Source organism: Arthrobacter sp. 05T420, from assembly GCF_056396305.1.
This window is the reverse complement of sequence record NZ_JBFTLG010000016.1, coordinates 113,656-136,742: the sequence shown is the minus strand read 5'-3', so window position 1 is coordinate 136,742 and position 23,087 is coordinate 113,656. Positions and strand designations below refer to the sequence as shown.

Genomic DNA, 23,087 nt, shown 5'->3' with positions numbered 1-23,087 from the left:
GGCGCGCCATTGACGGCCCCGAGGCGCGACTTCGCCGGAAACCTACGAGTTCGCCGGAACTTTCCGGCGAGTGGGCGCGTTTCCGGCGACCTCGGCGGGTCTGGCCCCTGACAGTCCCGGCAAGACACAACCGGTAACGAGCGAAATATCTTCGCATGCCTGCGTGTTGGCCCGGACATGACAACAATCGGAATCATCGGTGCAGGACACATCGGCGGCCAGATCGCCCGCAAGGCCGTCGAACTCGGCTACGACGTCGTGATCAGCAACTCGCGGGGTCCGGAAACCCTCGCGGACCTCATCGCGGAGCTGGGGCCCAAAGCCCGGGCCGCAACCCCGGCCGAAACTGCAGCAGCGGGCGACTTCGCCGTCGTCTCCGTGCCGCTTAAGAGCATCCCGGACGTGCCCGTGGAACCGCTAGCGGGCAAGATCGTCCTGGACACCAATAACTACTACTGGGAACGCGACGGGCATGTGCCGGCTTTGGATGCCGGCAAGGCCACCACTTCCGGCCTACTGCAGGAGCACCTGCCCCAGTCCAAGGTAGCGAAGGCCTTCAACCACATCGGGTACTCCCAGATCACCAAGGACGGCACACCGGCCGGCACACCCAACCGCCGGGCCCTGGCCACGGCGAGCGATTTCCCGGAAGCGGCTGAGCTTGTCACCAGGCTCTATGACGAATTCGGCTTCGACACCGTCAGCATGGGTCCGCTGTCCGAAAGCTGGCGCACTGAACGGGACCGCCCCGCCTACGTGATCCGGCAGAACGCAGCCGAGCTGGCCGAGAACCTGGCCAAGGCCCCGCGCACCATCTGACACTCCCGGATCCGACGCGCGATCGGTCCGTGCCCCGCGCGCTCCCGGGCCCCCGGATCCCACGCGCGAATTCGCCGGAAGCCCGCGAGTTCGCCGGAACGTTCCGGCGAACGGGCAGGTTTCCGGCGAACTGGGCCGGGCGTGGGCAGCCCCGCGCAGTGGTGCGTCGGACGACTCAGCGCTTGACGGCGTCGAGCTTGAGCATCTTGGCGATCACGTAGTCGAGCTCGGAGTCGTCGAAGATCTTCTTCCAGTCGTCCTTGATGATGGTGTCCTTGCCGTACTGGATGGCGATTTCGCAGGCCTCGGAGAACGGGTTGGAACCGCGCAGGGCGTTGGTCAGGGCGATCTGGACGTGCCCGAACAGCATGGCCTTGGCGGCTTCCTCGGGGACGCCGGCGGTGTGCACGGTCTCGTGCAGGGCTTCCTTGAGCAGGGTGCCGATCATGCAGGCCACCGTCTCCACGAGGGTGGGTTCGAGGATGGCGAGCTGCTTCACGGTGACCCAGTGGACGTCGATCACGGGGGCGTAGATAACCTTGATGGTCGCCTCGGCGGCGGCGCGGGCGGCCCCGGAGGCGTCCTCGTCGATCGCGGCCACGACGTTCTGCGGGGCGCCCTGTCCGCCGAAGGTGTCGGCCCATTCCTCCTTGGTGGTGCGTTCCAGGAACACAGACGGGTGGCACGGGTGCGCCACGGCCTGGACCACGTCGTCGCGCTTGGCCAAGAGGCCGGCGTAGGCGGCGGCCGGGTCCAGGGTGAGCAGGATGGCGCCCGACTTCAACTGCGGGACGACACCCTGGGAAACGACGCCCAGTACGGTGTCCGGGACGGCGAGGATCACGACATCGGCGTCCTTGATCGCATCCGCTGTGCTGCTGATTTCCCGTCCTTCGGCGCGGACGCGCTCCTGTCCGGCAGGCGAGTTCTCGCTGTAGAAGACGGTGTGGGCGCTCTTCTGGAGGTTGGCTGAAACACGCAGCCCCATTTTGCCTCCGGCCCCGATGACGGCGACGGTCAATTTTTCTGCTGACATTTCACTTGCTCCTTAGGAAATCGAGGCTTTGCTGGGTCCACTGGTTTTCGCGGCGGATGGTCTCTTCTTCGGAGTCCTGCCACGGCAGCCAGTGCTCGACAATTTGGTTGATGTTTCTTTCTTTGGGCTGAAGCTTTCCGGCCATGTAGTCATAGTCGAGAAGTCCCTCGCCGAGGGGGGCGCCGGAGTATGTGAACCCGACCCACCCCTCCTTGCGGCTGAACGCAAAGTCTTTGATGTGCATGTTCAGGACATAGGGCGCGACGGCGTCAATCACCTCACGCGGGAACTCCAGCGCCGCCACGGTGTTGGCGGGATCGCTGCAGATGCCCAGGGAGGGGCTGCCGACGCGGCGGATGACCTCCAGGATCCGGGCCGTGGGAACTTGCTCGTAGGTTTCCACCGCGATTTTCACCCCGGCGGCCTCGAACTCCGGCAGCACGTCCTTGAAGATCGCCACGGCTTCGTCCGGTGTCGGGGTGTGGCCCGGGACGTTGAACATGGTCCGCAAAAGCGGCGCGCCCAGGATCCCGGCGATTCGCAGGAACTTCCGGAGGTGTTCCGGCCGGATGCCCTTGGTGCCCAGTTCCAGCGCGATCCCCAGCGAGTCAGCCGTGGCCCGGATGTCTTTCAGTTCCGCTTCGCCCATGGCTTCGAGCGGTGCGTAGTCGCAGATCTGAAAGAGGTCCACGCCGAGGGCCGCTGTGCGCTCCAGCGCCTCGCGGAGGCTGAGCGGCTCCGAAACCTTCTCCGAGAGCTGCCAGAAGAAGGCGTAGCTGCTCAATCCAATTCTTGAACCAGATCCGATCCTTGAACCGTTTCCAGATCCCTGGCCGATGGTGCTCATGCTGCCGCCCTTCCGCTCAGCAGGCCCAGCCGTTCGGCGGTCTCGTCCAGGATGGTCTTCAGGGCCTTAGGGTCGTGGGCGAAGCGGCCCAGGAACAGCCCGGCGACGGCTTCATCGAGCCGTCCGATCAGGCCCGGGCCGGCGCTTCCGCCGTAGATGACCCGGCTGTCGGCCTGCCCCGGCAGGGAGCGCAGGTGCGCGTCCAGGCCGGCGCTGACGGCGCTGATGTACTCCGGCGTGGCCGGTTCCGGGGCGCCGATGGCCCATTGCGGTTCGTAGGCCACAATGGTCCGCGCTGCCGGTCCCAGGGACCGGGCCCGGTTGAGCGCGGCGTCGATGTCCGCTGAGCAAGTCCGGATGGCTTCCTCCACGGAACCGGGCTGAAGCTCGCCGACGCAGAGTACCGGGGTGAGCCGGTTGCGGTAGGCGGCGGCGGTCTTGAGGCCGATGATCCTGTCATCCTCGCCGAAGATCCGGCGCCTTTCTGCGTGGCCCACCTCTGTGTAGCGGCCGCCGAGTTCAGCAACGGTCTTGCCGCCTACCTCCCCGGTGTAGGGTCCTTCGTCCTCCCAGAAGATGTCCTGGGCTCCGGCCGCTGCCCCGGCGGTTCCGAGGATGCGGGCCGCTTCGGGCAGTACAGGCAAGGTGGGCAGCACGAACAGTTCGATGTCGCCGCTCTGGACCGCCGGATGCGCGAAAGCGATGGTGGCCACCTCGCGGCAGTATTCGAGCGTGCGTTCGTAGCCGAAGTACATCTTCAGGCTGACGCCGATGATTGCCTTCGGTTTTGTTGCTGTCTTAGCAGGAAGTGACACCCTCGTAGTCCTTAATTAGTGTGACTTTTTCGGCCGAGGCGGAGGTTTCGTCGAAGGTGTAGGTGAGCCATTCGCGGGCGAGCCGGCGGGCGAGCTCCAGGCCGACGACGCGCTGGCCGAAGGTGAGCACCTGGGCGTTGTTGCTCAGGATCGAACGCTCCACGGAGTAGCTGTCGTGGGCCGTGACGGCCCGGATCCCGGGGACCTTGTTTGCGGCGATCGCGACGCCGAGCCCGGTGCCGCAGACCAGGAGGGCGCGGTCCGCCTTGCCGGCGGCGATGAGTTCGGCAGCCGCGATGGCCACGGATGGGTAGGGAGTGTGGCTGGTGGCATCCACGCCCACGTCGTGGACCGATTCGACGAGGTCACTGGCCTCGAGATCGGCTTTGAGGGCCTCCTTGTAGTCGAATCCAGCGTCGTCGGCTCCGATGACCAGGCGCAGTTTGGCGCTCATGCGTTCTCCTTGGTGAGGGTGTTGTGAATGGCTCGTACGATCAGCGCCATGGAGACGGCGCCGGCATCGGGGGTGCCGAGGCTCTTATCGGCGTGAGGGCGGGCGCGTCCCATGAGCGGCAGCAGCTGGGCGGTGTTTTCGGCCGCCTGTTCGGCAACCCCTGCCGCCGTCCCCCAGGCCTGTGTGAGGGACCCTCCGGTGCTGACACCGGCGCTGAGGGCGTCACGGAACGGGACCAGGACGTCCACCAGGGTCTTGTCCCCTGGCTTGGCCTTGCCGAAGTCCATGATCGCGGCGGCGGCGGCGGCCACGCCGTCGGCGACAGCGGCGGCGTCGGGAGCCTTGGAGTCGCCCAGTGCGTCTGCGACGGCGTGCAGGGCCATGCCCCACAGGGCGCCGGAGGTGCCGCCGGCTTTGTCGGCCCAGGCGTCACCTGCGAGGCGGAGGGTGGTGGCGGCTCCCGCGCCGCGGGCGACGGCGTCCGCTGCGGCAGTGACAGCCGCCCCGACTCCGCGTTCCATGCCGATGCCGTGGTCGCCATCGCCGGCGATGGCGTCAATCCTGCCGAGCTCCTCGGCGTTGGCGTCCACCACGTCCTTGGCGGCGCCGAGCGCTGCCAGTACCCGGAGGGCCCCGGCACGGGATTCGTCGGAAGCTGCCGGGATCGGCGCTTCGACCTCGGCGAGGTCGGCGAATTCGGTGGCCTCAAGGGCCTCGGCGGTCACGGCACCGCGGCGGAAGGCCGGGGCGTCGGCGGGCGCGTGCCAGAGGGATTCGAGTTCGTCGTCGAGCCAGAACAGGGTCAGGGAGGTGCCGGCCATGTCGAAGCTGGTGACCAGTTCGCCCACCTGCGGGTCCACGGCGTCCAGGCCGGCCTCGGCGAGGAGCCGGGCGACGCGGCGGTAGACCACGAAGAGTTCCTCGTACTTGACGCTGCCCAGGCCGTTGAGGATGGGGACGACGCGCCGTGCTCCACCGGGAGCGGCACCGTCCTCGACGCCGTCCGGAACTTCTGCCAGGAGGCTGCTGACCAGCAGCTCGGCGAGTTCGTCCGCCGTCGGGATGTCCGTTTCCCCGATGCCGGGTTCGCCGTGGATGCCCATCCCTACGGCCATGCGGCCTTCCGGGACGGAGAAGAGCGGGTGGTCGGCGCCGGGCAGGGTGCACCCGCTGAAGGCAACGCCGAAGGAGCGGGTCCGGTGGTTGGCGCGTTCGGCGATCTCCAGCGTGGCGTCCATGGAGTAGCCGGCTTCCGCTGCCGCGGCGGCGACCTTGAAGACCGTCAGGTCACCGGCGATGCCCCTGCGCTTGGCGCGTTCGGCCGGCGGTGCGGAGGAGACGTCATCCGTAACAGCGATGCTCCGGCAGTCGATTCCCTCCTTGCGGAGCCGGTCCTGGGCCTGGTTGAAGTGCAGGACGTCACCGGCGTAGTTGCCGTAACCGAGCAGCACACCGCCGCCGTTGCTGGCGGCTTTCGCCACGTTGTAGATCTGCTGCGCGGACGGGGAAGCGAACAGGTTGCCCATCGCGGCACCATGGGCGAGGCCCTGGCCCACGAGCCCGGCAAAGGCCGGGTAGTGTCCGGAGCCGCCGCCGATCACCAGGGCAGCGGTGCCGGGTGCGCTGCGGGTGTTGCGGACGACACCTCCGGTAACGCGCTTGACCCAGCGACTGTGGGAGGCAACGAAGCCCTCGATCATCTCGTCAGCGAAGGCTGAAGGTTCATTGAACAGGCGGGTCATGCGGTGTCTCCCGGAATATTTAGAGGCTAGCTGGGGGAAATTGTTCTTGGGACGCCGGCTGGTGGTGGCGGACGTGCCTGCGGCGGGTAAGCGTGCGCCGGCGCGGATTGGTGCGGGGACGTCCCCGGGTGAGGGGGACGCCCCCGGGTCTGTTACGGCTCGGCGTGGTGTCCGGCCCCGGTGGGATCCAGGGCTTCAGCGGGTACGCCTTCGCTGATCTTGCCGGAGCGGCTGAGCACCACCATGAGGACGCCGGAAAGGAGCAGGAAGCCGCCGACGACGAACATCGGGACGGTGTAGCCGCCGGTCCAGTCCTTGAGCCAGCCGGTAACGAAGCCGGCGCTGAAGCCGGCCAGGTTGCCCACCGTGTTGATCAGGGCGATGCCGGCTGCGGCCGCCGCTCCGGTGAGGAACTGGGTGGGAACGGTCCAGAAGTTGGGCAGTGCGGCAAAGATGGCCATGGCCGTGACGGTGATGACGGCGATGGTCGCGGCCGGCGAGCCGGCAAACAGGGCCAGCGGGACGCTCAGGCCGCCGATGAGGGCGGGCAAGGCGATGTGCCAGGTCTTGACGCCGCGTTTAGTGGCGTCCTTGGACCAGAAGTAGAGGGCAAGGGCCGCGAACACGTACGGGATGGCCGTGATGAGGACCTTTTGGAGCACATCGAACTTGCTGCCGTATTGGCTTTCGAAGCCGGCGATGATGGTGGGCAGGAAGAACGCCAGCGCATAGAGGCCGTAGATGAAGCCGAAGTAGATGGCGGACAGCATCCAGACCCTGCCGTTGGAGAAGACAGTGCGGGCGCTGACGTGCTTGTGGCTCGCCGTTGTTTCCTTCTTTTCCGTCTCCAGGGCGTTGGTCAGCCACGTCTTTTCGTCCGGGTTGAGCCACCTGGCCTTGGCCGGGGAATCGGCGAGGTAGAACCAGGCGATGATGCCGACGACGATGGCCGGAATCGATACGCCGAGGTACATCACGCGCCAGCCGTCGAGTCCGAAGAGGCCCTCCTGCTGAATGAGCCAACCGGCAAGTGGTGCACCGATGACCGTGGTCAGCGGCTGGGCCAAGTAGAACAGGGCCAGGATCTTGCTGCGGTGACGGGACGGGACCCACAGGCTCAGGAAGAGAATGGCGCCGGGAAAGAAGCCGGCTTCGGCCACACCCAGAGCGAAGCGCAGAATATAGAGCCCCTCCACGCTGCTGACCCAGACGAACAGCAGGGAGACGATGCCCCAGCTGACCATAATGCGGGACAGCCAGCGGCGGGCGCCGAACCTGTGCAGGGCCAGATTGCTGGGGATTTCCAGCAGGATGTAGCCGATGAAGAAGACCCCGGACGCGAAGCCGAACTGGGCGGCCGAGAGGCCCAGATCGGCGTTCATGCCGTTGGGGCCGGCAAAGGCGATAGCCGTCCGATCGAGGTAATTGATGAAGAACATCAGAGCGACAAACGGCACCAGCCGATATGCCACCTTCTTGATTGCAGATCTTTCGACCACCGATTGTGTGGTGTCCACATTGACTCCTAGATGTTGGTCTCCCAACGGCGGCCTGCGGTGGATGCCTTGGGATGTGTCTCGGTGCCTAGTTCGGGAAAGCTGGCGGGCCGGTACTAAGCGTGTGATTAACACCATAAAGGGCAGACCCCAAATTGGTCAACCGGTTGACATGTTTATGTCTGAAGGTAAAGTCTGCGCGGCTGCGCCTGCCCTGGTTGTTACGCTGGGAAGGTGTCCGTTAATTCCGCCGCTTCCACGGCCAAAATCAGTGCCGCGCTCGGTTCCATGGAGCAAGGATCGGTTGTCTCCGAAGTCGCCGAACGGCTTCTGGGCTACTTCACGAGCGGCGAGATCGCCGTCGGAACCCGCCTGCCAGCCGAGCGCCAGCTCGCCGCATCGCTGGGGGTCGGGCGCTCCGCGGTCCGCGAGGCCCTCGCCGCGTTGGAGATCCTCGGGATTGTGATCGTACGTCCGGGTTCCGGGACCTACCTGCGCGACGGCATTTCCGAGCTCCTCCCCCGCACGCTGAGCTGGGGCCTCATGCTGGGCGCGCCCCGGACGCGGGAACTCGTCGAACTGCGCGGCGGACTCGAGGTTCAGGCCGGCCAGCTCGCGGCCCAGCGGATTACCGACGACGCCCTGGACCGGATGCGCGAAAATCTGGCCACCATGGAGCACAGCCTCGATGACCTCGCAACGTTCGTGGAGGCCGACGCCGCCTTCCACCGCGAAATTGCCGCCGCCTCCGGCAACCAGGTCCTGCAGGAACTGCTGCAGAGCATCCGCTCGCTGCTGCGCATCTGGGTAGACCGCGCCTTGACGGATGAGGGGCACGCGGCGGCCGCCCTGGCCGAGCACCGGGAGATCTTCCACGCCCTGGAATCGCGGGACGAGGCTGCCGTGACGGCGGCCATGCGCTCCCACATGGACACGGCCTCGCGGCGCCTCCTGGCCGGGTTCGACGCCGACCAGGCCGCCACAGACTGACGCCCCGCGCCGGCCTCGGCACGGCCGCCCCAGCACGCCCCCGTCACGCGAAATCGCCGGAAGCCTGCGGGCTCGCCGGAACGTTCCGGCGAGTTCGCAGCTTTCCGGCGACTTCGGCAGGGTGCGCACTCCGGGAACGTGACCGGGCGGTCGTTCGCGTGCGTCCTCTGACCATTCAGCGCGTTCCGGTTCAGGACACCGGGCTGCTCTGAAGCGCTTCGCTGGCCGAGGCAGCGGCAAGCGGGCCGGCGTCGGCCGGATAGATCATGTGCGCCGGTGCGTTCGAGTTTCGCTTGGCCAGCGGGTAAAACACGAGGGCGGTAACCACCAGGCCCACCAGCCAGGAGATGTCGGCGCCACCCAGCAGCTTGGTCATCGGTCCGGTGTAGAGAGTCTGGGCCAGGAACGGAATCTGGACGAGAATGCCGAGGGCATAGGAAAGCAGCGCGGTCTTGTTCCACCGCCCGTACCGGCCGTCAGGATCGTACAGCGCCGGGATGTCCACCTTTTCCTTCGAGACGAGGTAGTAGTCCACGAGGTTGATCGAGCTCCACGGGATGAAAACCATGAGCAGGAGCAGGACGAAGTTCTTGAAGTTGGCGATGAAGTCCGGCGAAGCCAGTACCGCGATGAGGACGGAAAGCCCGATGAAGGCGACCACGTAGACCAGCCGGGTCCGTGACGGTGCCGTCGATTTGCGCGTGAACGCTGTTACGGAGGTCAGCATTGTCATGTATCCGCCGTAGGCGTTGAGGGTGTTGACGGTCAGTTTTCCGGTCACGATCACCAGGTAAATGACGACGGCGATCAGGCCGCCGCCGCTGAGGTTGCCGAGGAAGGCCACCTGACCGTCGAGGAACCGCTGGCCCTTGGGCAACGCCAGGGCTGCGAACAGGGCGCCGAGGGTCATTGACCACTGCGATCCAAGCACCGTGCCAAAGAATGCGGCCAGGAAAGTTCGTCGCGGCGCGGTGTCCGAGGGCAGGTAGCGGGAGTAGTCGGCGACGTACGGGCCGTAGGTCAGCTGCCAACCGGCACCGAGGGAGACGGCCAGGAGGAAGGTGGGAAATTCGAAGCTGCCGGAGCTGAGCAGTGCGCCGACGTCCTGGCTGGTGAGGAGCCTGATGCCAAGGTAGGTGAAGCCTAGGACGCCGACGACGGTCGAAATCCGGCCCATCAGGTGGATGTACTTGTAGCCCAGGGTCGCCACCAGCACGGTCAAGGCCCCGAAGATGACCATGCCCACGGCCGGCGTCCCGGTGTGCGTGATCTGCTCGACGGCCTGCCCCGCCAGGACAGTTCCGGTGGCCGCGAAGCCGAGATACATGATGATGACCAACACCAGGGGGATCACGGCGCCAAGGACACCAAACTGCGCACGGCTGGAGATCATCTGCGGGAGACCCAGCTTGGGTCCCTGGGCCGCGTGCAGTGCCATGACGGCTCCGCCAAGGATGTTGCCGATCAGCAGTCCGAGGATCGCCCACAGGGCATCGGCGCCGAACAGCACCGCCAGCGCTCCGTCCACGATTGCCGTGATCTGCATGTTCGCGCCGAACCATAGGGTGAATTGCTGCGCCGGCGATCCGTGGCGTTCGTGTTCAGGGACGAAATCGATCGAGCGGCGCTCTACGCGCGGCTCTGCTGTTCCCGTTCGTGTGGTGGCCTGCATGAGTGTTCCTCACATTGAGAATGGATCCTGACGAAGTCGTGAGTACATCTGAACATGGCGCGTGAGCTGCATCACGGCGAAGTTTGATTCTCCGTCCGGGATTTCAGATACCGCCCGTTCGCGCGAATTCGCCGGAAGCCCGCGGGGTCGCCGGAACGTTCCGGCGAGCTGGCAGGTTTCCGGCGAATTCGGCCGGGCACGGCTGGGAGGGCGCGGCTGAACGGGCGCTACGAGGTGACCGCCACGGGAGCGTCAGCGATGGCGTCCAGCTCGACCGGTTCGGGGCGCGACACTGTGCTGCCAATCCGGACAGGCGTGCCCGTATGCGCCGACTCCAGCACGGACTCCATCACTTCCAGGGCGTGGAAAGCCAGGACACCTCCGGCCCGTGGCTCCTGGCCGGCCGGCGTGCGGACGAGGTCCGCGACGCCGAAGCCGCGCCCCGCGTCCGTGTAACCGGCCGAGACCGGAAGGGTCTCCCAGTCCTCCGCGCCGAGGGCGAAGAGCTGCACATCGCCGTCGAAGTGGTTCGGGTCCGGGACCACGAGGGAACCGTGCTCGCCATGGATTTCGATGTTGGGGCTCCGGGTCTTCACTGCGTCGAAGCTCATCACCAGTGTGGACAAGGCCCCCGAGGCATGGATTAGGACGCCAGTGACATGGGTATCGATTGCCACGGGGACCCTCTGGCCCTCACGCGGACCCGAGCCGATGGTCCGCTCGTCGCGCGTGTGGCTGGCAGCGCCGATCACCGAGACCACCGGTCCGAGCAACGTGACCAGGGCCGAGACGTAGTACGGTCCCATGTCCAGCAGCGGACCGCCGCCTGGCTGGTAATAGAAGTCCGGGTTCGGGTGCCAGCGCTCATGACCGGGCGTGGCCATGGTGGCAGCGGCGGAGATCGGCGTGCCGATCAGCCCGTCGTCGATTGCCTTCCGGGCGGTCTGGATCCCGGTGCCGAGCACGGTGTCAGGGGCGCAGCCAACCGCGACTCCGGCCTTCCGCGCAGCGTCCAGCACTTGCCGGGCCTCCGCCGTCGTGGCCGCGAGGGGCTTTTCACCGTACACGGATTTGCCGGCGGCAATCGCGCGCAGCGCCACCTCGGCGTGGGCTGCCGGGATGGTCAGGTTCAGGACGAGCTCGACGTCGTCGGCGGCCAGGAGCGCGTCGACCGTGAGCGCCCGGACGCCGTCGTATGAGTCGGCGACTGCCTGCGCCCGGGCGGGGTCCAGGTCAGCGACAGCGACGAGGTTGATGTCCTGGAGCCGGCGGAAGTTCGCCAGGTACTGGGCGATGATGGCTCCACAGCCGATGATTCCAACGTTTACCGGCTTGCCCACAGCAGGCCCCTTTCGATGATGGTGCGGACATTGTTGTCCTGGAGGATTTCGACCCGGTGTCCCGGGGTGCAAACGAAGATCTTGCCTTTTCCCCATTGCCGGGTCCAGATGGCCGGCGAGGTGACTTCCCGTTGCCAGGGGTCCCATGCCCGGACTTTCTGGGTGGTGGTGGCCAGGACGTCGATGTAGTCGTCGGCGAGGACCCAGTACTGTTCGGTGACGAGGTCGAAGTCGCCGAGGCCGGCAGTGATTGGGTGCTCCGCGGCCGCCGGGAGCATATTGACCGTGTAGGGGACGTAGTTGTCGGGTTGCTCGCCTGTCCGTTCATCCGGGTGTTTGCCCGGGTGGCAGGCAAACTGGCCGCCGATCAGGTGCAGGTAGTCGGAGGTGTTGCGGTAGGAATCCGCGATGCCGCCGTGCCAGCCGGCGAGGCCAGTGCCGTTCTCGACGGCGGCGCGAAGCCCCTCGAACTCATCCTTTTCGATGGTGGACATGGTCATGCACTGCATGATCAGGTCCACCCCGGCCAGGTATTCGGCGTCGGCGTAGATCTTGGGCGATTCCTCCACCCGGACCTCGTAGCCGTTGGCTTTCAGGTACGGGATGAATTCCTCGGTGGCCTCAACGGGCTGGTGCCCGTCCCAGCCGCCGCGCACCACGAGCGCGGTTTTCTGATTGTTTGTCATGGGGTTCCTCTGTTGTTGGTTTGTTATGGCCGCGGCCGGCTCAGCGGGCGGCGAAGGCGGAGTCGAATGCCGCTGCGGGGGGTGTGATCGCGGCCAGTTCCTTGACCAGTGCGAGGGCCTGCGGTGCACCGACCAGGCGATCCATGCCGGCGTCCTCCCACTCCACGCTCGTGGGCCCCTGGTATCCGATGGCGTTCAAGGTCCGGAAGATCGGTTCCCAGTGGACGTCGCCGTGGCCGGCCGTGACGAAGTCCCATCCGCGGCGCGGGTCAGCCCACGGCAGGTGGGAGCCGAGCCGGCCGTTGCGGCCGTTGAGCTGGCGGACGGATTCCTTGACATGAACGTGGAAGATCTTGTCCGCGAAGTCCTGCAGGAACATGACAGGATCCAGGTCCTGCCACAGGAAGTGGGACGGGTCGAAGTTCAGGCCGAAGTTCTCCCGGTATCCGATTGCCTCGAGGGTGCGTTTGGCGGTCCAGTAGTCGTAGGCGATTTCGGACGGGTGGACCTCAAGGGCGAAACGGACCCCTTCCTCGTCGAAGACGTCGAGGATCGGGTTCCACCGGTCCGCGAAGTCCTGGTAGCCGCGTTCGATCATGGCGTCCGAGGCAGGCGGGAACATGGCGACGCATTTCCAGATCGAGGATCCCGTGAAGCCGGTGACGGTCTGCACGCCCAGCCTTGCAGCTGCGCGGGCAGTGGTCTTCATGGCCTCGGCGGCGCGGGTGCGGACCCCTTCGGCGTCGCCGTCGCCCCAGACGTGGGCGGGAAGGATACCCTCGTGGCGTTCGTCGATCGGGTCGTCGCAGACGGCCTGTCCGGTCAGGTGGTTGGCGATCGCGTGGACCTTGAGTTGGTGTTTGTCCAGGATGTCCAGCCGGCCTTGGAGGTAGGTGTCGTCCTCGACGGCGCGCTGCGGGTCCAGGTGGTCGCCCCAGCAGGCGATCTCCAGGCCGTCGAAGCCCCACTCGCCGGCGAGCCGCGCCACCTCTTCGAAGGGCAAGTCGGCCCACTGGCCGGTGAAGAGCGTGATGGGTCGTGTCATGGTGATTCCTCTCAGACGTGGTGCCAGTGGCTGTCGGCCTCAGCGCTGGATTCGATGGCGGCGAGGACTTTTTGGACCTGGAGGGCGTCGGCGAAGGATGGTGCCGGGGGCTGGTGGGCGGCGATGGCGTTGATGAGGTCGACCGCTTGGTGGGTGAAGAGGTGTTCGTAGCCGATCGGGTGTCCGGTGGGCCACCAGTTCGCGGTGTAGGGGTGTTCGGGTTCGGTGACCTGGATCTTGCGGAAGCCGGCGTCGGGGCCATCGGCGGCGTCGTAGAAGGACAGTGCGTTCATGTCTTCGAAGTCGAAGGCCAGCGATCCCGTGGTGCCGTTGAGTTCCAGGCGCATGGCGTTCTTGCGGCCCAGCGCGAAGCGGGTGGCCTCGAACACCCCGATGGGTCCGGCACCGTTTCCGTTGCCGGGTCCGTCGCCGGCGAAGCGGGCGCTGAAGATGGCGGCGTCGTCCACGGTCACCGGCCCGCGCACGGCTTCGGCGCCAGTGGTGCCGTGCCCGCCCAGGCCAACGAGCTCGCCGGCGACGGGGCGGTCTTTGACGAAGGTCTCCAGCAGGGCCGAGACGCCGGTGATGTTTCGTCCGGTGATCCACTGGGCGGCGTCGATGCTGTGGGCTCCGATGTCCCCGAGCGAGCCGGAACCGGACTTGGACTTGTCCAGCCGCCAGGTCAGGGGCGCGTCGGCGTCGGAGAGCCAGTCCTGCAGGTACTGGGCCCGCACGTGCCGGATCTGCCCGAGCCGGCCCTCTGCGACCATCCGCCGGGCCAGGGCCAGGGCCGGTGTGCGGCGGTAGCTGAAGCCGCACATGGAGTACACGCCCCGGGCCGCCGCGGCCTCGGCGGCGTCAGCCATCCGTTCGGCCTCGGCGACGGAGTTGGCCAGCGGCTTCTCGCACAGGACATGCTTGCCGGCCTCAAGCGCGGCGATCGCGATCTCGGCGTGGGTGTTGCCCGGGGTGCAGATGTCGATCAGGTCGATGTCGTCCCGCTCGATTAGAGCCCGCCAGTCCGTCTCATGGGACTCCCAGCCCATCTTCGCCGCCGCGGCCCGCACGCCGTCGGCGTTCCGTCCCGCGACCGCGGTCAGTTCCGGCCGCAGCGGCAGGTCAAAGAACCGCGGCGCGGTCCGCCAGGCGTGGGAATGGGCGGCCCCCATGAACGCGTAGCCCACCATGCCCACGCGCAGGCTCGTAGCGTCAGTCATCGGTAAACCTTTCGGAAAGGGTGGAATTCGGAGCCGTGCTCTGGCAAAGGGCCCCGCACTATTTGCTGAAGCCTGCGGTGAGGCCGCTGAGCAGCTGGCGCCGGGCGATGACGTAGACCACCAGCAGCGGCAGCGTCGCGAGCACGACGGCGGCCAGGACGGCCGGGATGTTGACGCTGAATTCGCCCTGGAACGTCCACAGTGACAGCGGCAGCACCCGGGTCTCAGGGCTCTGCGTCAGGATCAGCGGGAACAGGAAGCCGTTCCACACTCCGAGCGCGTTGTAGATGCCGACGGTCACCACAGCAGGCCGCGTCATGGGCAGCGCCAGACGCCACATCATGGCCCAGTCGGAGCATCCATCCAACCGCATGGACTCGAAGAGTTCGTTCGGCACGTCCCGCATGAAGTTGGACAGGATCAGCACGGAGATCGGGATGGCGAAGGCGACGGAGGGCAGGATCAGGGCCAGCAGGGTGTCGTACATATGGGCGCGCGTGATCATCCAGTAGATAGGGATGATCGTGGCGTGCAGCGGGATGGCCAGGCCCAGCAGAAAAAGGCTGTTTGTCCAGTTCAGGAACCGGCTCTTGCCGCGGACGATCGCGTAGGCAGCCATGAAGGACACGAACAGCGCCGGGATAGTGCTGCCCACCGTGACGATAAGGCTGTTGGCAAAGTACCGGACGAAGTCGTTCTCCACCACCAGTTTGTAGTTGTCCAGGGTCGGCTCAGTGGGCGGCATCATCGGGTTGGACGTGAAGAACCCCGCCTGATTTTTCAGGCTCGTCACCACCACGTAATAGATCGGGACGATGATGATGGCCAGCCAGAGCCACCCGCCCAGACCGCCCAGGAAGTTGGGGCGGGTCCGGCCCGGTCCCTTGGTCCGGGGACGGGGACTGGCTTCGGGACGGACGGGCGCGGTGGACGGGACGGGGAGCTGGGTTAGGGAAGCCATCAGGCACCTTCCAATTGGCTTGCGTTGCGGTTCTTTCCGCCCAGTCTCTGCAGCACCAGGGCAAGAGCAAGGCCGATCACGACCAGGATGACGCCGAGGGCACTCGCGGCGCCCATGTCATTGGCCTTGAACCCGGTGAGGTACATGTGCAGCGGGAGAAGCCGGGTGGCGTAGCCGGGACCGCCGCCGGTGAGGACGAAGACGAGGTCAAAATACGCCAGCGATCCGACCACCATGAGCGTGGAGGAGGTGATGATGGTGTATTTCAGTTGGGGCAGGGTGATGTTGAAGAACTGCTGGACCCGTCCGGCACCGTCGATCTGCGCCGCCTCGTAGAGCGACGTGGGGATCTGGCGCACTCCGCCTTGGTAGATCAGGGTGTGGAACGGCACGAACTGCCAAGCAATGACGAAGACGACGACGAACAGGACCAGGTCCGAATTGCCCAGCCAGTCTTGGGATAGAGCCGGTATGCCGAGCCCGGCGCCGAAGCCGAAGTTCGGGTCCAGAAGGGCCTTGAACGCGATGGCGACGGCGGCAGAGGACAGCAGCAGCGGCACGAAATACAGGACGGCCAAGGCCGCGCGGTACTTCTGTCCCCCGGCGGTGAAGACGCCCAGGAGCAGGCTGATCGGCGCCTGGACGATGAACGAGAAGAACATGATCTTCGCCGTCACCAGCAGGGCGTTGCCGGTAACGGGGTCGGTCAAGACTGTGGTCCAGCTGCTCAGCCCGTCCAGCTTGATCTCGCCCAGACCGTCCCAGGACGTGAAGCTCAGGAACAAGACGCCGATCAGCGGAATGATGGCGAACAGCAGGAAGAAAGCAAGGGCCGGCGCGGCCAGCCACCCCGACGGGCCCGGCTGAAGGGCCCGTCGGGAGGAACCGGATGTGGTGGACACTGGATTACTTACCGATCGTCGCGTTCATTGTGGTGACGAACTGCTCCGGGGTGATCTTCTTCAGGAAAATCTGGTCGAGGTTGGCCAGCATGGCATCACCCTGCGCCGGGCTGAGAGCCTGGTCCCAGGAGAGCGTGAAGCTCGGGGCGTTCTTTGCCATGCCGTACACATAGGACAGGAAGTCCTTGTCCGGGGACGCGGCGAGCTTGCTCTCGATGCCCTTGACCACCGGCACGGCCCCCGAATCGATCAGGCCCTGGATGTTGCTGTCGGAGAACATGCCGTCCTTGACATACCCGAGGGCGGCCTTCTTCTGTCCATCACTGGCTTTCGAGGAGACGGACCAGAAGTTGGAGGGGTTGCCTACTACGTTGGCCGGGTCTCCCTTACCGCCGGAAACCGTGGGGAAGGTGGTGAAGCCGAGCTTGCCGTTCTTGACGAAGTCGCCGGCGTCCTTCTTCATGCTTTGGTAGATCCAGCCGCCCTGCAGGATCATGGCCGCCTTGCCGGTGTACATCAGTGCCTGGTCGGCGTTGCTGTCCGCCGCGATGGACGAGAACCCGTTGGCGAATCCGCCAGCGTCCACGAGCTGCTGGATCTTGGTCAGCGCTTCGGTGACCGCGGGGTCTGACCACGCGTCCGGCTTGTTGGCCGCGATGTTGGCGAAGACCTCCGGGCCGCCGATGCGCTCCACGAGGTATTCCAGCCACATCAGATCCGGCCACCTGGACTGGCCGCCGAGTGAGAACGGGGCAATGCCGGCATCCTTGAATTTCGGCACCAGTGCCATCAGCTCATCCCACGTCTTGGGAGGTTCGGCGCCGGCCTTGGCGAATACATCCTTGTTGAAGTACAGCACCACGGGCTGAACGTTGTTGTTGGGCAGGGCGTACGTTTTGCCGTCGATCACGCCGTTCTTCAGTACCGCCGGAAGGTAGCGGTCCTTGACGGCGGGGTTGTCCTTTAGGAACCCGGAGAGGTCATCCACCTGTCCGGCGTCCACGTAGGACTTCAGCACGCCGCCGCCCCAGCCGTAGATGAAGGTCGGGCCCTGGCCGGCACCGACGGCGGTGCGGACTTTGGTCTTGTAGGCGTCATTCGCGAAGAAATCCAGCTTGATGGTCGAATCCGGGTGCGCGGAGTTCCAGTCCGTGATGGACTTCTGCAAAACCGGCTGGTTTCCGCCGGTCAGGCCCCACATTGAGGCCGAGTCGGCATTTGCGGCGCTGCCGGCCGGACCGCTGGAACCGCAGGCGGCTAGGCTGATCGAAACTGCGGCGGCCGAGACGGCCAGCGCGGCACTGCGGAACGTACGAGTTTTCATCTGGGATTCCATTCGTCCTCCGGGTTCTTCATTGATGGCCCGGTTGTGAGGGCGGCAGACGCGCTTCCAAAAGGAAGCGTGCTGCCGTTACTGGGGGAAAAGCTGATTTCCGAAAAGTTTCGTAAAAGTTTGCGACTTCTGAAACTAAGGTAGTGGTGACAACGGTCACAGTCAATAGGGATCGCGAAAGACATCGTGCTGCGAGCAGCGGGGGCTTGACGCCTGCGGCAAATAACGCGAGACTTTTGGTATCGAAATATTTCGAAAGTACAGGAGTCCACGTGTCAATAGTCCAGGGTCACGGCAAGCCAACGCTTGCCGCCGTCGCCCGGGAGGCCGGCGTCTCCTCCCCCACTGTCTCCAAGGTCATCAATGGGCGGGAGGATGTTGCCGAGAGCACCCGCATCAAGGTCCTGGCGGCACTTGAAGAACTGGGCTACCAATCCCCGCAGCAGCGCAAGCATGCCGGGGGCCGGACGGCAATCGTGGAAGTGGTGTTCGACTCGCTGCACTCCGCCTACGCCGTCGAGGTCCTTAATGGAGTGCTGGAGCAGGGCGCCTCGGTTGACGTCGAGATCCTGGTTGATGTGACAGGGCACGCACCCGCCATGACACTCAGCCCGGAGCGGCGTGCCCAGCGCATCTTGGATGACGGCCGGCTCGGTCTGATCGTGGTGACCTCCGGCTTCAGCACGGCCCAGTTGAGTGCCTTCCGCCGCAGGCATATTCCCGTGGTGGTGATCGATCCGCTCAACCCGCCGCCGCCGGAGGTTGTCAGCGTGGGTGCCACCAACTGGGCGGGCGGGAAGGAAGCTACGGAACACCTACTCGGCCTCGGCCACCGGCGGATCGCGTTCATTGGCGGACCGGAATCGGCGGAATGCAATCAGGCGCGTCTCCATGGCTACATGGCGGCACTCATGGCCGACGGTGTCCAGGTGCGGCCCGACTACATCCTGCTGGACAAGTTCCGCCCGGAACACGGAATTCGCGGCCTCCAGATTCTTATGGCCCTGCACGAGCCGCCGACGGCCATATTCGCGGGAAGTGACAGCATCGGGCTCGGCGTCCTGGCCGAAGCCCGGAGGCACGGGCTGCGGATCCCCGAAGACTTGAGCCTGGTTGGCTTCGATGGCACGTACCAGGCGGAGCAGTCCATCCCTGCCTTGACCACGGTGACGCAGCCACTGCAGGAGATGGGCCGCGCCGCCCTGCGCGCAGTCCTCCGGCAGGCCAACGGCGAGGAGCTCGATTCGCGCCGCGTGGAACTCGCCACCCACCTTGTGGTCCGGGAATCGACGGCGCCTCCGGCCACGGGCGACCCGGAACCGGGAGCGCCGCGGCAGTAGTCCCCGCCGCATTCGAGGCCGGCTCGACAGCAGCCAGGATTCCCGGAAACGCGGAGCAGATCCCGTGACCTGAGACAAGCGACGGAGTTCCGGCCAGCAGGGGTTCAGTCACCGGGGTCAATGTGGCGGCTCGCCCTCAGGTAGTTCTGCCCAATGTCAGGCTGGAAGTCCGGGGCCGGTGCGGCGTCCACCGCGACGGGCCAGGCCGGGCGGTTGCCGCCGAGCGCCCAGGCTGCCTGCACGGCAGCGCCCCGGGCGACGTACTCCCCGGGGCGGGGGATCACGACCGGCAGGTCGAAGACCTGGGCCGCGACGGCCTGCACCGCCGGGTTCTGCACGGCGCCGCCGATCAGGAGGAGACGGGTTGCGGCGCCCCCTTGCCCGCGCAGGGCATCCAGTCCGCCGGACAGTCCGCACAGCATGCCTTCGATGGCGGCCCGGGCAAGGTTGCTCCGGGTGCTGGAGGCGATGCTGAGTCCATGGAGGCTCGCTTTGGCGTGCGGCAGGTTGGGCGTGCGCTCACCTTCGAAGTACGGCACCAGCACCACTCCCCCGGCACCTGGTTCGGCTTCGAGGGCAAGACGCGACAGTTCGTCGAAATCCACGCCCAGGATGTCTGCCACCGAGCTGAGCACCCGCGCCGCGTTCAAGGTTACGGCGATGGGCAGGTACTCGCCGCTGGCGTCCGCGAAACCTGCCACCGTTCCGCTGGGATCGGCGACGGCCTGGGAGGCCACCGAGAATACCGTGCCGCTGGTGCCCACCGACACCACGACGTCTCCGGGCTCCGCGCCCAGTCCCAGGGCGGCGGCCGCGTTGTCCCCGGCGCCGGCGCCGAGCAGGATCCGGTGCCCTGACGCCACCGTGCCAGAGCCAGCAGCGCCGGCCAGTTCCGCCGTGCCGGGTCCGAAGCAGTTTGGGTGGATCGCTCCGGGGGTGTCGCCGGGGCCGAGAACCCGCGGCAGAACCACGGTTCCGGCTTCTCCTGGCCCGGCGTTCCCGGTGGCTTCCCTGGCGTCCCGGCCGAAGGCAGCCTTGAACAGTCCAAGGTCGTACTCACCGGCCGAGGGGCTCCAGTAGCCGGTTCCGCTGGCGTCCGAGCGGTCCGTGGTGAGCTGTTCCAGGTCCGGGCCCAGCGGGCTGGAGGATGCCGGGCCGTAGCCGCGGAGCCGCCACGTCAGCCAGTCGTGCGGCAGCGCGACAGCCGCCACCCGGTCCGCCAGTTCCGGCTCGTGGTCCCGGACCCAGCGGACCTTCGTAATGGTGAAGGAGGCCACCGGGACCAGCCCGGTCCGTCGGACAAAGTCCTCCGCGCCCACTTCGTCTGTGAGTGCGGCCGCGGCCCCGGCCGAGCGGGTGTCATTCCACAGCAGGGCCGGCCGCACCACCTCACCGGCGTGATCCAGCAGCACCATGCCGTGCTGCTGGCCCGCCACCGACAGCGAACTGACGTCCGCCAGCCCGCCGGCGTCGTCGAACGCTGCGGACAAAGCCCGCCACCAGTGGTCCGGGTGCACTTCCGTGCCGTCCGGGTGGGCCGCGCGGCCCTCGCGGACCAGGGTGCCGCTGCCGGCGTCGAGGACCACCACCTTGCAGCTTTGGGTGGAGGAGTCGACGCCGGCAACAAGGGTCATGGGAGCAGCCGCCACGGGATCAGCGGGCGCCGAGCAGGTGCTCGATGAACAGCTGCTGCAGCTTCACGAAGCCGAAGCCCTTGCCGCCGAAGTAGGCGTCGGCGTCGAAGTCCTCGTAGGAGGCGCGGTCCGCGCGGAGCTGTTCGTAGCCCTCGCCCGGGTTGAGTGTGGGCTCGTTGATTTCTGCGACGCGCGAGGCCTGCAGCGCCGCCTGGACCTCGGGGTCGGCGCGGAAGGCCTTGGCGCGTTCCTTGAGCAGCAGGTAGGTCTGCATGTTGGCGGCCGCGGAGTCCCACACGCCGTCGATGTCCTCGGTGCGGCTGGGCTTGTAGTCGAAGTGGCGCGGACCGTTGTAGGCGGGGCCGCCGTCGGGGCCGCCGTTTTCGAGCAGGTCCACTAGGGAGAACGCGTTCTGCAAATCGCCGTGGCCGAACACCAGGTCCTGGTCGAACTTGATGCTGCGCTGGCCGTTGAGGTCGATGTGGAAGAGCTTGCCCTGGTAGAGCGCCTGGGCGATCCCGTGGGTGAAGTTCAGGCCGGCCATCTGCTCGTGCCCGGTTTCGGGGTTGATGCCCACCAGTTCGGGGCGCTCGAGCGTTTCGATGAACGCCAAGGCGTGGCCCAGGGTGGGGAGGAGGATGTCGCCGCGGGGTTCGTTGGGCTTGGGCTCGATGGCGAACCGGATGTTGTAGCCCTTGTCCGTGACGTAGTCGCCCAGCAGGTTCACGGCCTCGCGGTAGCGTTCCAGGGCGCCGCGGATGTCCTTGGCGGCGTCGTATTCGCTGCCTTCGCGCCCGCCCCACATGACGAAGGTTTCGGCACCGAGCTCGGCGGCGAGGTCGATGTTGTCCAGCACCTTGCGCAGGGCGAAGCGCCGGACGCCGCGGTCGTTGCTGGTGAAGCCGCCGTCTTTGAAGACGGGGTGGCTGAACAGGTTGGTGGTGACCATCGGGACGATCATCCCGGTGGACTTCAGCGCGCCCGTCAGCCGGTCGATTTCGCGCTGGCGGTCAGCGGCGGAGCAGCCGAAGGGAAAGAGGTCGTTGTCGTGGAAGGTGATGCCGTAGGCGCCGAGGTCGCTGAGCCTGTTGACGGCCTCAACCGTGTCCAGCGGCGGGCGGGTGGCGGAACCGAACTGGTCCTGGGCCTCCCAGCCCACCGTCCAGAGGCCGAAGGAAAACTTGTCATCACGGGTGGGCTGAATCGTCATTGAATGCTCCGAGGGGTAGATGTGACTGTTTGCGGGCTCAGAATGAATTGTTCTAGAGACAAACATATTATAGATTTCTGTGGTGTCAACCACATGCTTGTCGTTAGATTCGAACTGATCCGCTGTACTGTAGCGGTTCTTAGGGGCACGTGTTATGTTGTGATTAACAGCAAATTGACAGCAAGTACGGCAGCCATCGAGGCAGCCGACAACGCAGCCCATCCACAACCGATACGCAAAGAGGCCCCGGAGTGAAGGATTCAACCGTGATCGATCAGATGGTGACCGGGCGCAACTGGGCGGGGAACTACTGCTACCGGGCCCCGCGGATAGCCAATCCGGCCAGCGTGGCGGAACTTCAGGAATTGGTCGCCGGCGCCGGGAAAATCCGCGCGCTGGGGTCCCGTCACTCCTTCAACGACATCGCCGACACCTCAGGGACCCTGGTGGTGCTGGATGGGCTCGACGCCGGCATCAGCATCGACGAGCAGGACATGACCGTTACCGTCGGCGGCGGCACGCGCTACGGGACGCTCGCGGCCGAGCTCCAGCACCACGGCTTCGCCCTCCACAACCTCGCCTCGTTGCCGCACATCTCGGTGGCGGGAGCTGTTGCCACCGCCACGCATGGCTCCGGCGATGGCAATGGCAATCTCGCCACGGCTGTGGCGGCGCTTGAGCTGATCACCGCCGATGGCACCGTGCTCACGGCCCGCCGCGGCGACGCAGACTTTGCCGGCATGGTGGTGGGGCTTGGGGCCCTGGGCATCGTGAGCCGCCTGACCCTGGACATCGAGCCCAGCTTCGAGATTGCGCAGAGTGTCTTTGAAGACTTGGACTGGGAACAGGTCTTGGCGAGCTTCGACGACGTCACGTCCTCGGCTTACAGCGTGAGCCTGTTCACCGACTGGAGCGGGGGCACCGTGGGCCAGGCGTGGCTCAAGAACCGCACAGACCAGGCGGCGCTACCCGCCGGATTGCCGGAATTTTTCGCCGGCACCCCGGCCTCCCAGGCGCGGCACCCGCTGCCCGGGGTGACGGGAAGCAACTGCACCCAGCAGCTCGGCGTTCCCGGTCCGTGGTCCGACAGGCTCGTCCACTTCAGGATGGAGTTCACGCCCAGCAAGGGCGACGAGCTGCAGAGCGAATACCTGATCCCCCGGGAGCATGCCGTGGCGGCCATCCGCACTATGCGGAGACTCTCCGACGTCGTCACTCCCCTGCTCCTGGTAGGGGAAATCCGCACCATCGCGGCAGACGATCTGTGGCTCAGCCCAAACTACGGCCGGGACGGGATCGGCCTGCACTTCACCTGGCGCCAGGACGAGCCCGCGGTCGCGGCCATCCTGCCGCTCCTTGAAGCGGAGCTGGCCCCGTTCGCCGCCCGGCCGCATTGGGGCAAACTGTTCCACGCCGGGGCCGCCGGCCTCGCCCCGCTGTACCCCCGTTTTGCAGACTTCACCGCCCTGGCCGGCCGGCTGGATCCGGCCGGAAAGTTCCGCAACGCGTTCATGGACCGCACCGTGTTCGGCCGCTGATAGTCTCACG

General features: G+C 66.3%; 20 protein-coding genes. 4 read left to right on the top strand and 16 right to left on the bottom strand.

Annotated features, from left to right (window positions below; translation table 11 throughout):
* Positions 1-177: 177 nt before the first annotated feature.
* A complete protein-coding gene (locus AC1DEM_RS16305; protein WP_476885343.1) occupies positions 178-819 on the top strand; it encodes an NADPH-dependent F420 reductase in 642 nt (213 codons plus the stop codon).
* Between the two features lie 175 nt (positions 820-994).
* On the opposite strand, the gene AC1DEM_RS16300 is transcribed toward AC1DEM_RS16305, so the two are convergent.
* The 6 genes from AC1DEM_RS16300 to AC1DEM_RS16275 form a co-directional block, all read right to left on the bottom strand.
* Positions 995-1,855 (bottom strand): phosphogluconate dehydrogenase C-terminal domain-containing protein, encoded by an 861-nt coding sequence (locus tag AC1DEM_RS16300; protein WP_476885342.1) that lies wholly within the window; start codon positions 1,853-1,855, stop codon positions 995-997.
* A 1-nt stretch (position 1,856) separates the two neighbouring features.
* Positions 1,857-2,702, bottom strand: a complete 846-nt coding sequence (locus AC1DEM_RS16295) for a sugar phosphate isomerase/epimerase family protein (RefSeq protein ID WP_476885341.1) — start codon at positions 2,700-2,702, stop codon at positions 1,857-1,859.
* Positions 2,699-3,517: a triose-phosphate isomerase family protein gene (locus AC1DEM_RS16290; protein WP_476885340.1), complete on the bottom strand. Its 819-nt coding sequence runs from the start codon at positions 3,515-3,517 to the stop codon at positions 2,699-2,701. The genes AC1DEM_RS16295 and AC1DEM_RS16290 overlap by 4 nt, the downstream gene beginning before the upstream one ends.
* On the bottom strand, positions 3,501-3,971 hold the full coding sequence (locus AC1DEM_RS16285) for a ribose-5-phosphate isomerase (RefSeq protein WP_277527939.1): 471 nt from the start codon (positions 3,969-3,971) through the stop codon (positions 3,501-3,503). The genes AC1DEM_RS16290 and AC1DEM_RS16285 overlap by 17 nt, the downstream gene beginning before the upstream one ends.
* On the bottom strand, positions 3,968-5,713 hold the full coding sequence (locus tag AC1DEM_RS16280) for a dihydroxyacetone kinase family protein (protein WP_476885339.1): 1,746 nt from the start codon (positions 5,711-5,713) through the stop codon (positions 3,968-3,970). Before AC1DEM_RS16280 ends, AC1DEM_RS16285 begins: the two co-directional genes overlap by 4 nt.
* Before the next feature lie 152 nt (positions 5,714-5,865).
* On the bottom strand, positions 5,866-7,230 hold the full coding sequence (locus AC1DEM_RS16275; protein WP_476885338.1) for an MFS transporter: 1,365 nt from the start codon (positions 7,228-7,230) through the stop codon (positions 5,866-5,868).
* A 213-nt stretch (positions 7,231-7,443) separates the two neighbouring features.
* Here AC1DEM_RS16275 and AC1DEM_RS16270 point away from each other — a divergent pair, with 213 nt between their 5' ends.
* Positions 7,444-8,199 (top strand): FadR/GntR family transcriptional regulator, encoded by a 756-nt coding sequence (locus tag AC1DEM_RS16270; RefSeq protein WP_476885337.1) that lies wholly within the window; start codon positions 7,444-7,446, stop codon positions 8,197-8,199.
* 190 nt (positions 8,200-8,389) lie between these two features.
* Here the strand turns inward: AC1DEM_RS16270 and AC1DEM_RS16265 are convergent, their stop codons facing one another.
* From AC1DEM_RS16265 to AC1DEM_RS16230, 8 genes are all read right to left on the bottom strand, one after another.
* Positions 8,390-9,871, bottom strand: a complete 1,482-nt coding sequence (locus AC1DEM_RS16265) for a purine-cytosine permease family protein (protein ID WP_476885336.1) — start codon at positions 9,869-9,871, stop codon at positions 8,390-8,392.
* A gap of 227 nt (positions 9,872-10,098) precedes the next feature.
* Positions 10,099-11,211: a Gfo/Idh/MocA family protein gene (locus tag AC1DEM_RS16260; protein WP_476885335.1), complete on the bottom strand. Its 1,113-nt coding sequence runs from the start codon at positions 11,209-11,211 to the stop codon at positions 10,099-10,101.
* Positions 11,196-11,897: a ThuA domain-containing protein gene (locus AC1DEM_RS16255; protein ID WP_476885334.1), complete on the bottom strand. Its 702-nt coding sequence runs from the start codon at positions 11,895-11,897 to the stop codon at positions 11,196-11,198. Before AC1DEM_RS16255 ends, AC1DEM_RS16260 begins: the two co-directional genes overlap by 16 nt.
* 40 nt (positions 11,898-11,937) lie before the next feature.
* Complete coding sequence (locus AC1DEM_RS16250; protein ID WP_476885333.1) at positions 11,938-12,942, bottom strand: sugar phosphate isomerase/epimerase family protein; 1,005 nt, start codon at positions 12,940-12,942, stop codon at positions 11,938-11,940.
* Positions 12,943-12,953: 11 nt separating this feature from the next.
* Complete coding sequence (locus AC1DEM_RS16245) at positions 12,954-14,159, bottom strand: Gfo/Idh/MocA family protein (RefSeq protein WP_476885332.1); 1,206 nt, start codon at positions 14,157-14,159, stop codon at positions 12,954-12,956.
* Between the two features lie 58 nt (positions 14,160-14,217).
* Positions 14,218-15,120, bottom strand: coding sequence for a carbohydrate ABC transporter permease (locus AC1DEM_RS16240; protein ID WP_476885331.1), 903 nt, complete (start codon positions 15,118-15,120; stop codon positions 14,218-14,220).
* Positions 15,120-16,022 carry a carbohydrate ABC transporter permease gene (locus AC1DEM_RS16235; RefSeq protein WP_476885330.1) on the bottom strand — a complete coding sequence of 301 codons (903 nt, stop codon included), beginning with the start codon at positions 16,020-16,022 and terminating at the stop codon, positions 15,120-15,122. The genes AC1DEM_RS16240 and AC1DEM_RS16235 overlap by 1 nt, the downstream gene beginning before the upstream one ends.
* 4 nt (positions 16,023-16,026) lie before the next feature.
* Positions 16,027-17,346, bottom strand: coding sequence for an extracellular solute-binding protein (locus AC1DEM_RS16230; protein WP_476885329.1), 1,320 nt, complete (start codon positions 17,344-17,346; stop codon positions 16,027-16,029).
* 281 nt (positions 17,347-17,627) lie between these two features.
* Here AC1DEM_RS16230 and AC1DEM_RS16225 point away from each other — a divergent pair, with 281 nt between their 5' ends.
* A complete protein-coding gene (locus AC1DEM_RS16225) occupies positions 17,628-18,695 on the top strand; it encodes a LacI family DNA-binding transcriptional regulator (RefSeq protein WP_476885328.1) in 1,068 nt (355 codons plus the stop codon).
* A gap of 104 nt (positions 18,696-18,799) precedes the next feature.
* On the opposite strand, the gene AC1DEM_RS16220 is transcribed toward AC1DEM_RS16225, so the two are convergent.
* Both AC1DEM_RS16220 and xylA read right to left on the bottom strand, forming a co-directional pair.
* Positions 18,800-20,329: a xylulokinase gene (locus tag AC1DEM_RS16220; RefSeq protein ID WP_476885327.1), complete on the bottom strand. Its 1,530-nt coding sequence runs from the start codon at positions 20,327-20,329 to the stop codon at positions 18,800-18,802.
* Positions 20,330-20,348: 19 nt separating this feature from the next.
* A complete protein-coding gene (gene xylA, locus AC1DEM_RS16215; protein ID WP_476885326.1) occupies positions 20,349-21,539 on the bottom strand; it encodes a xylose isomerase in 1,191 nt (396 codons plus the stop codon).
* A gap of 278 nt (positions 21,540-21,817) precedes the next feature.
* On the opposite strand from xylA, the gene AC1DEM_RS16210 reads away from it, so the two are divergent.
* Entirely contained in the window at positions 21,818-23,077 is a 1,260-nt protein-coding gene (locus AC1DEM_RS16210; RefSeq protein WP_476885370.1) for an FAD-binding protein, read from the top strand.
* Positions 23,078-23,087: the final 10 nt, after the last annotated feature.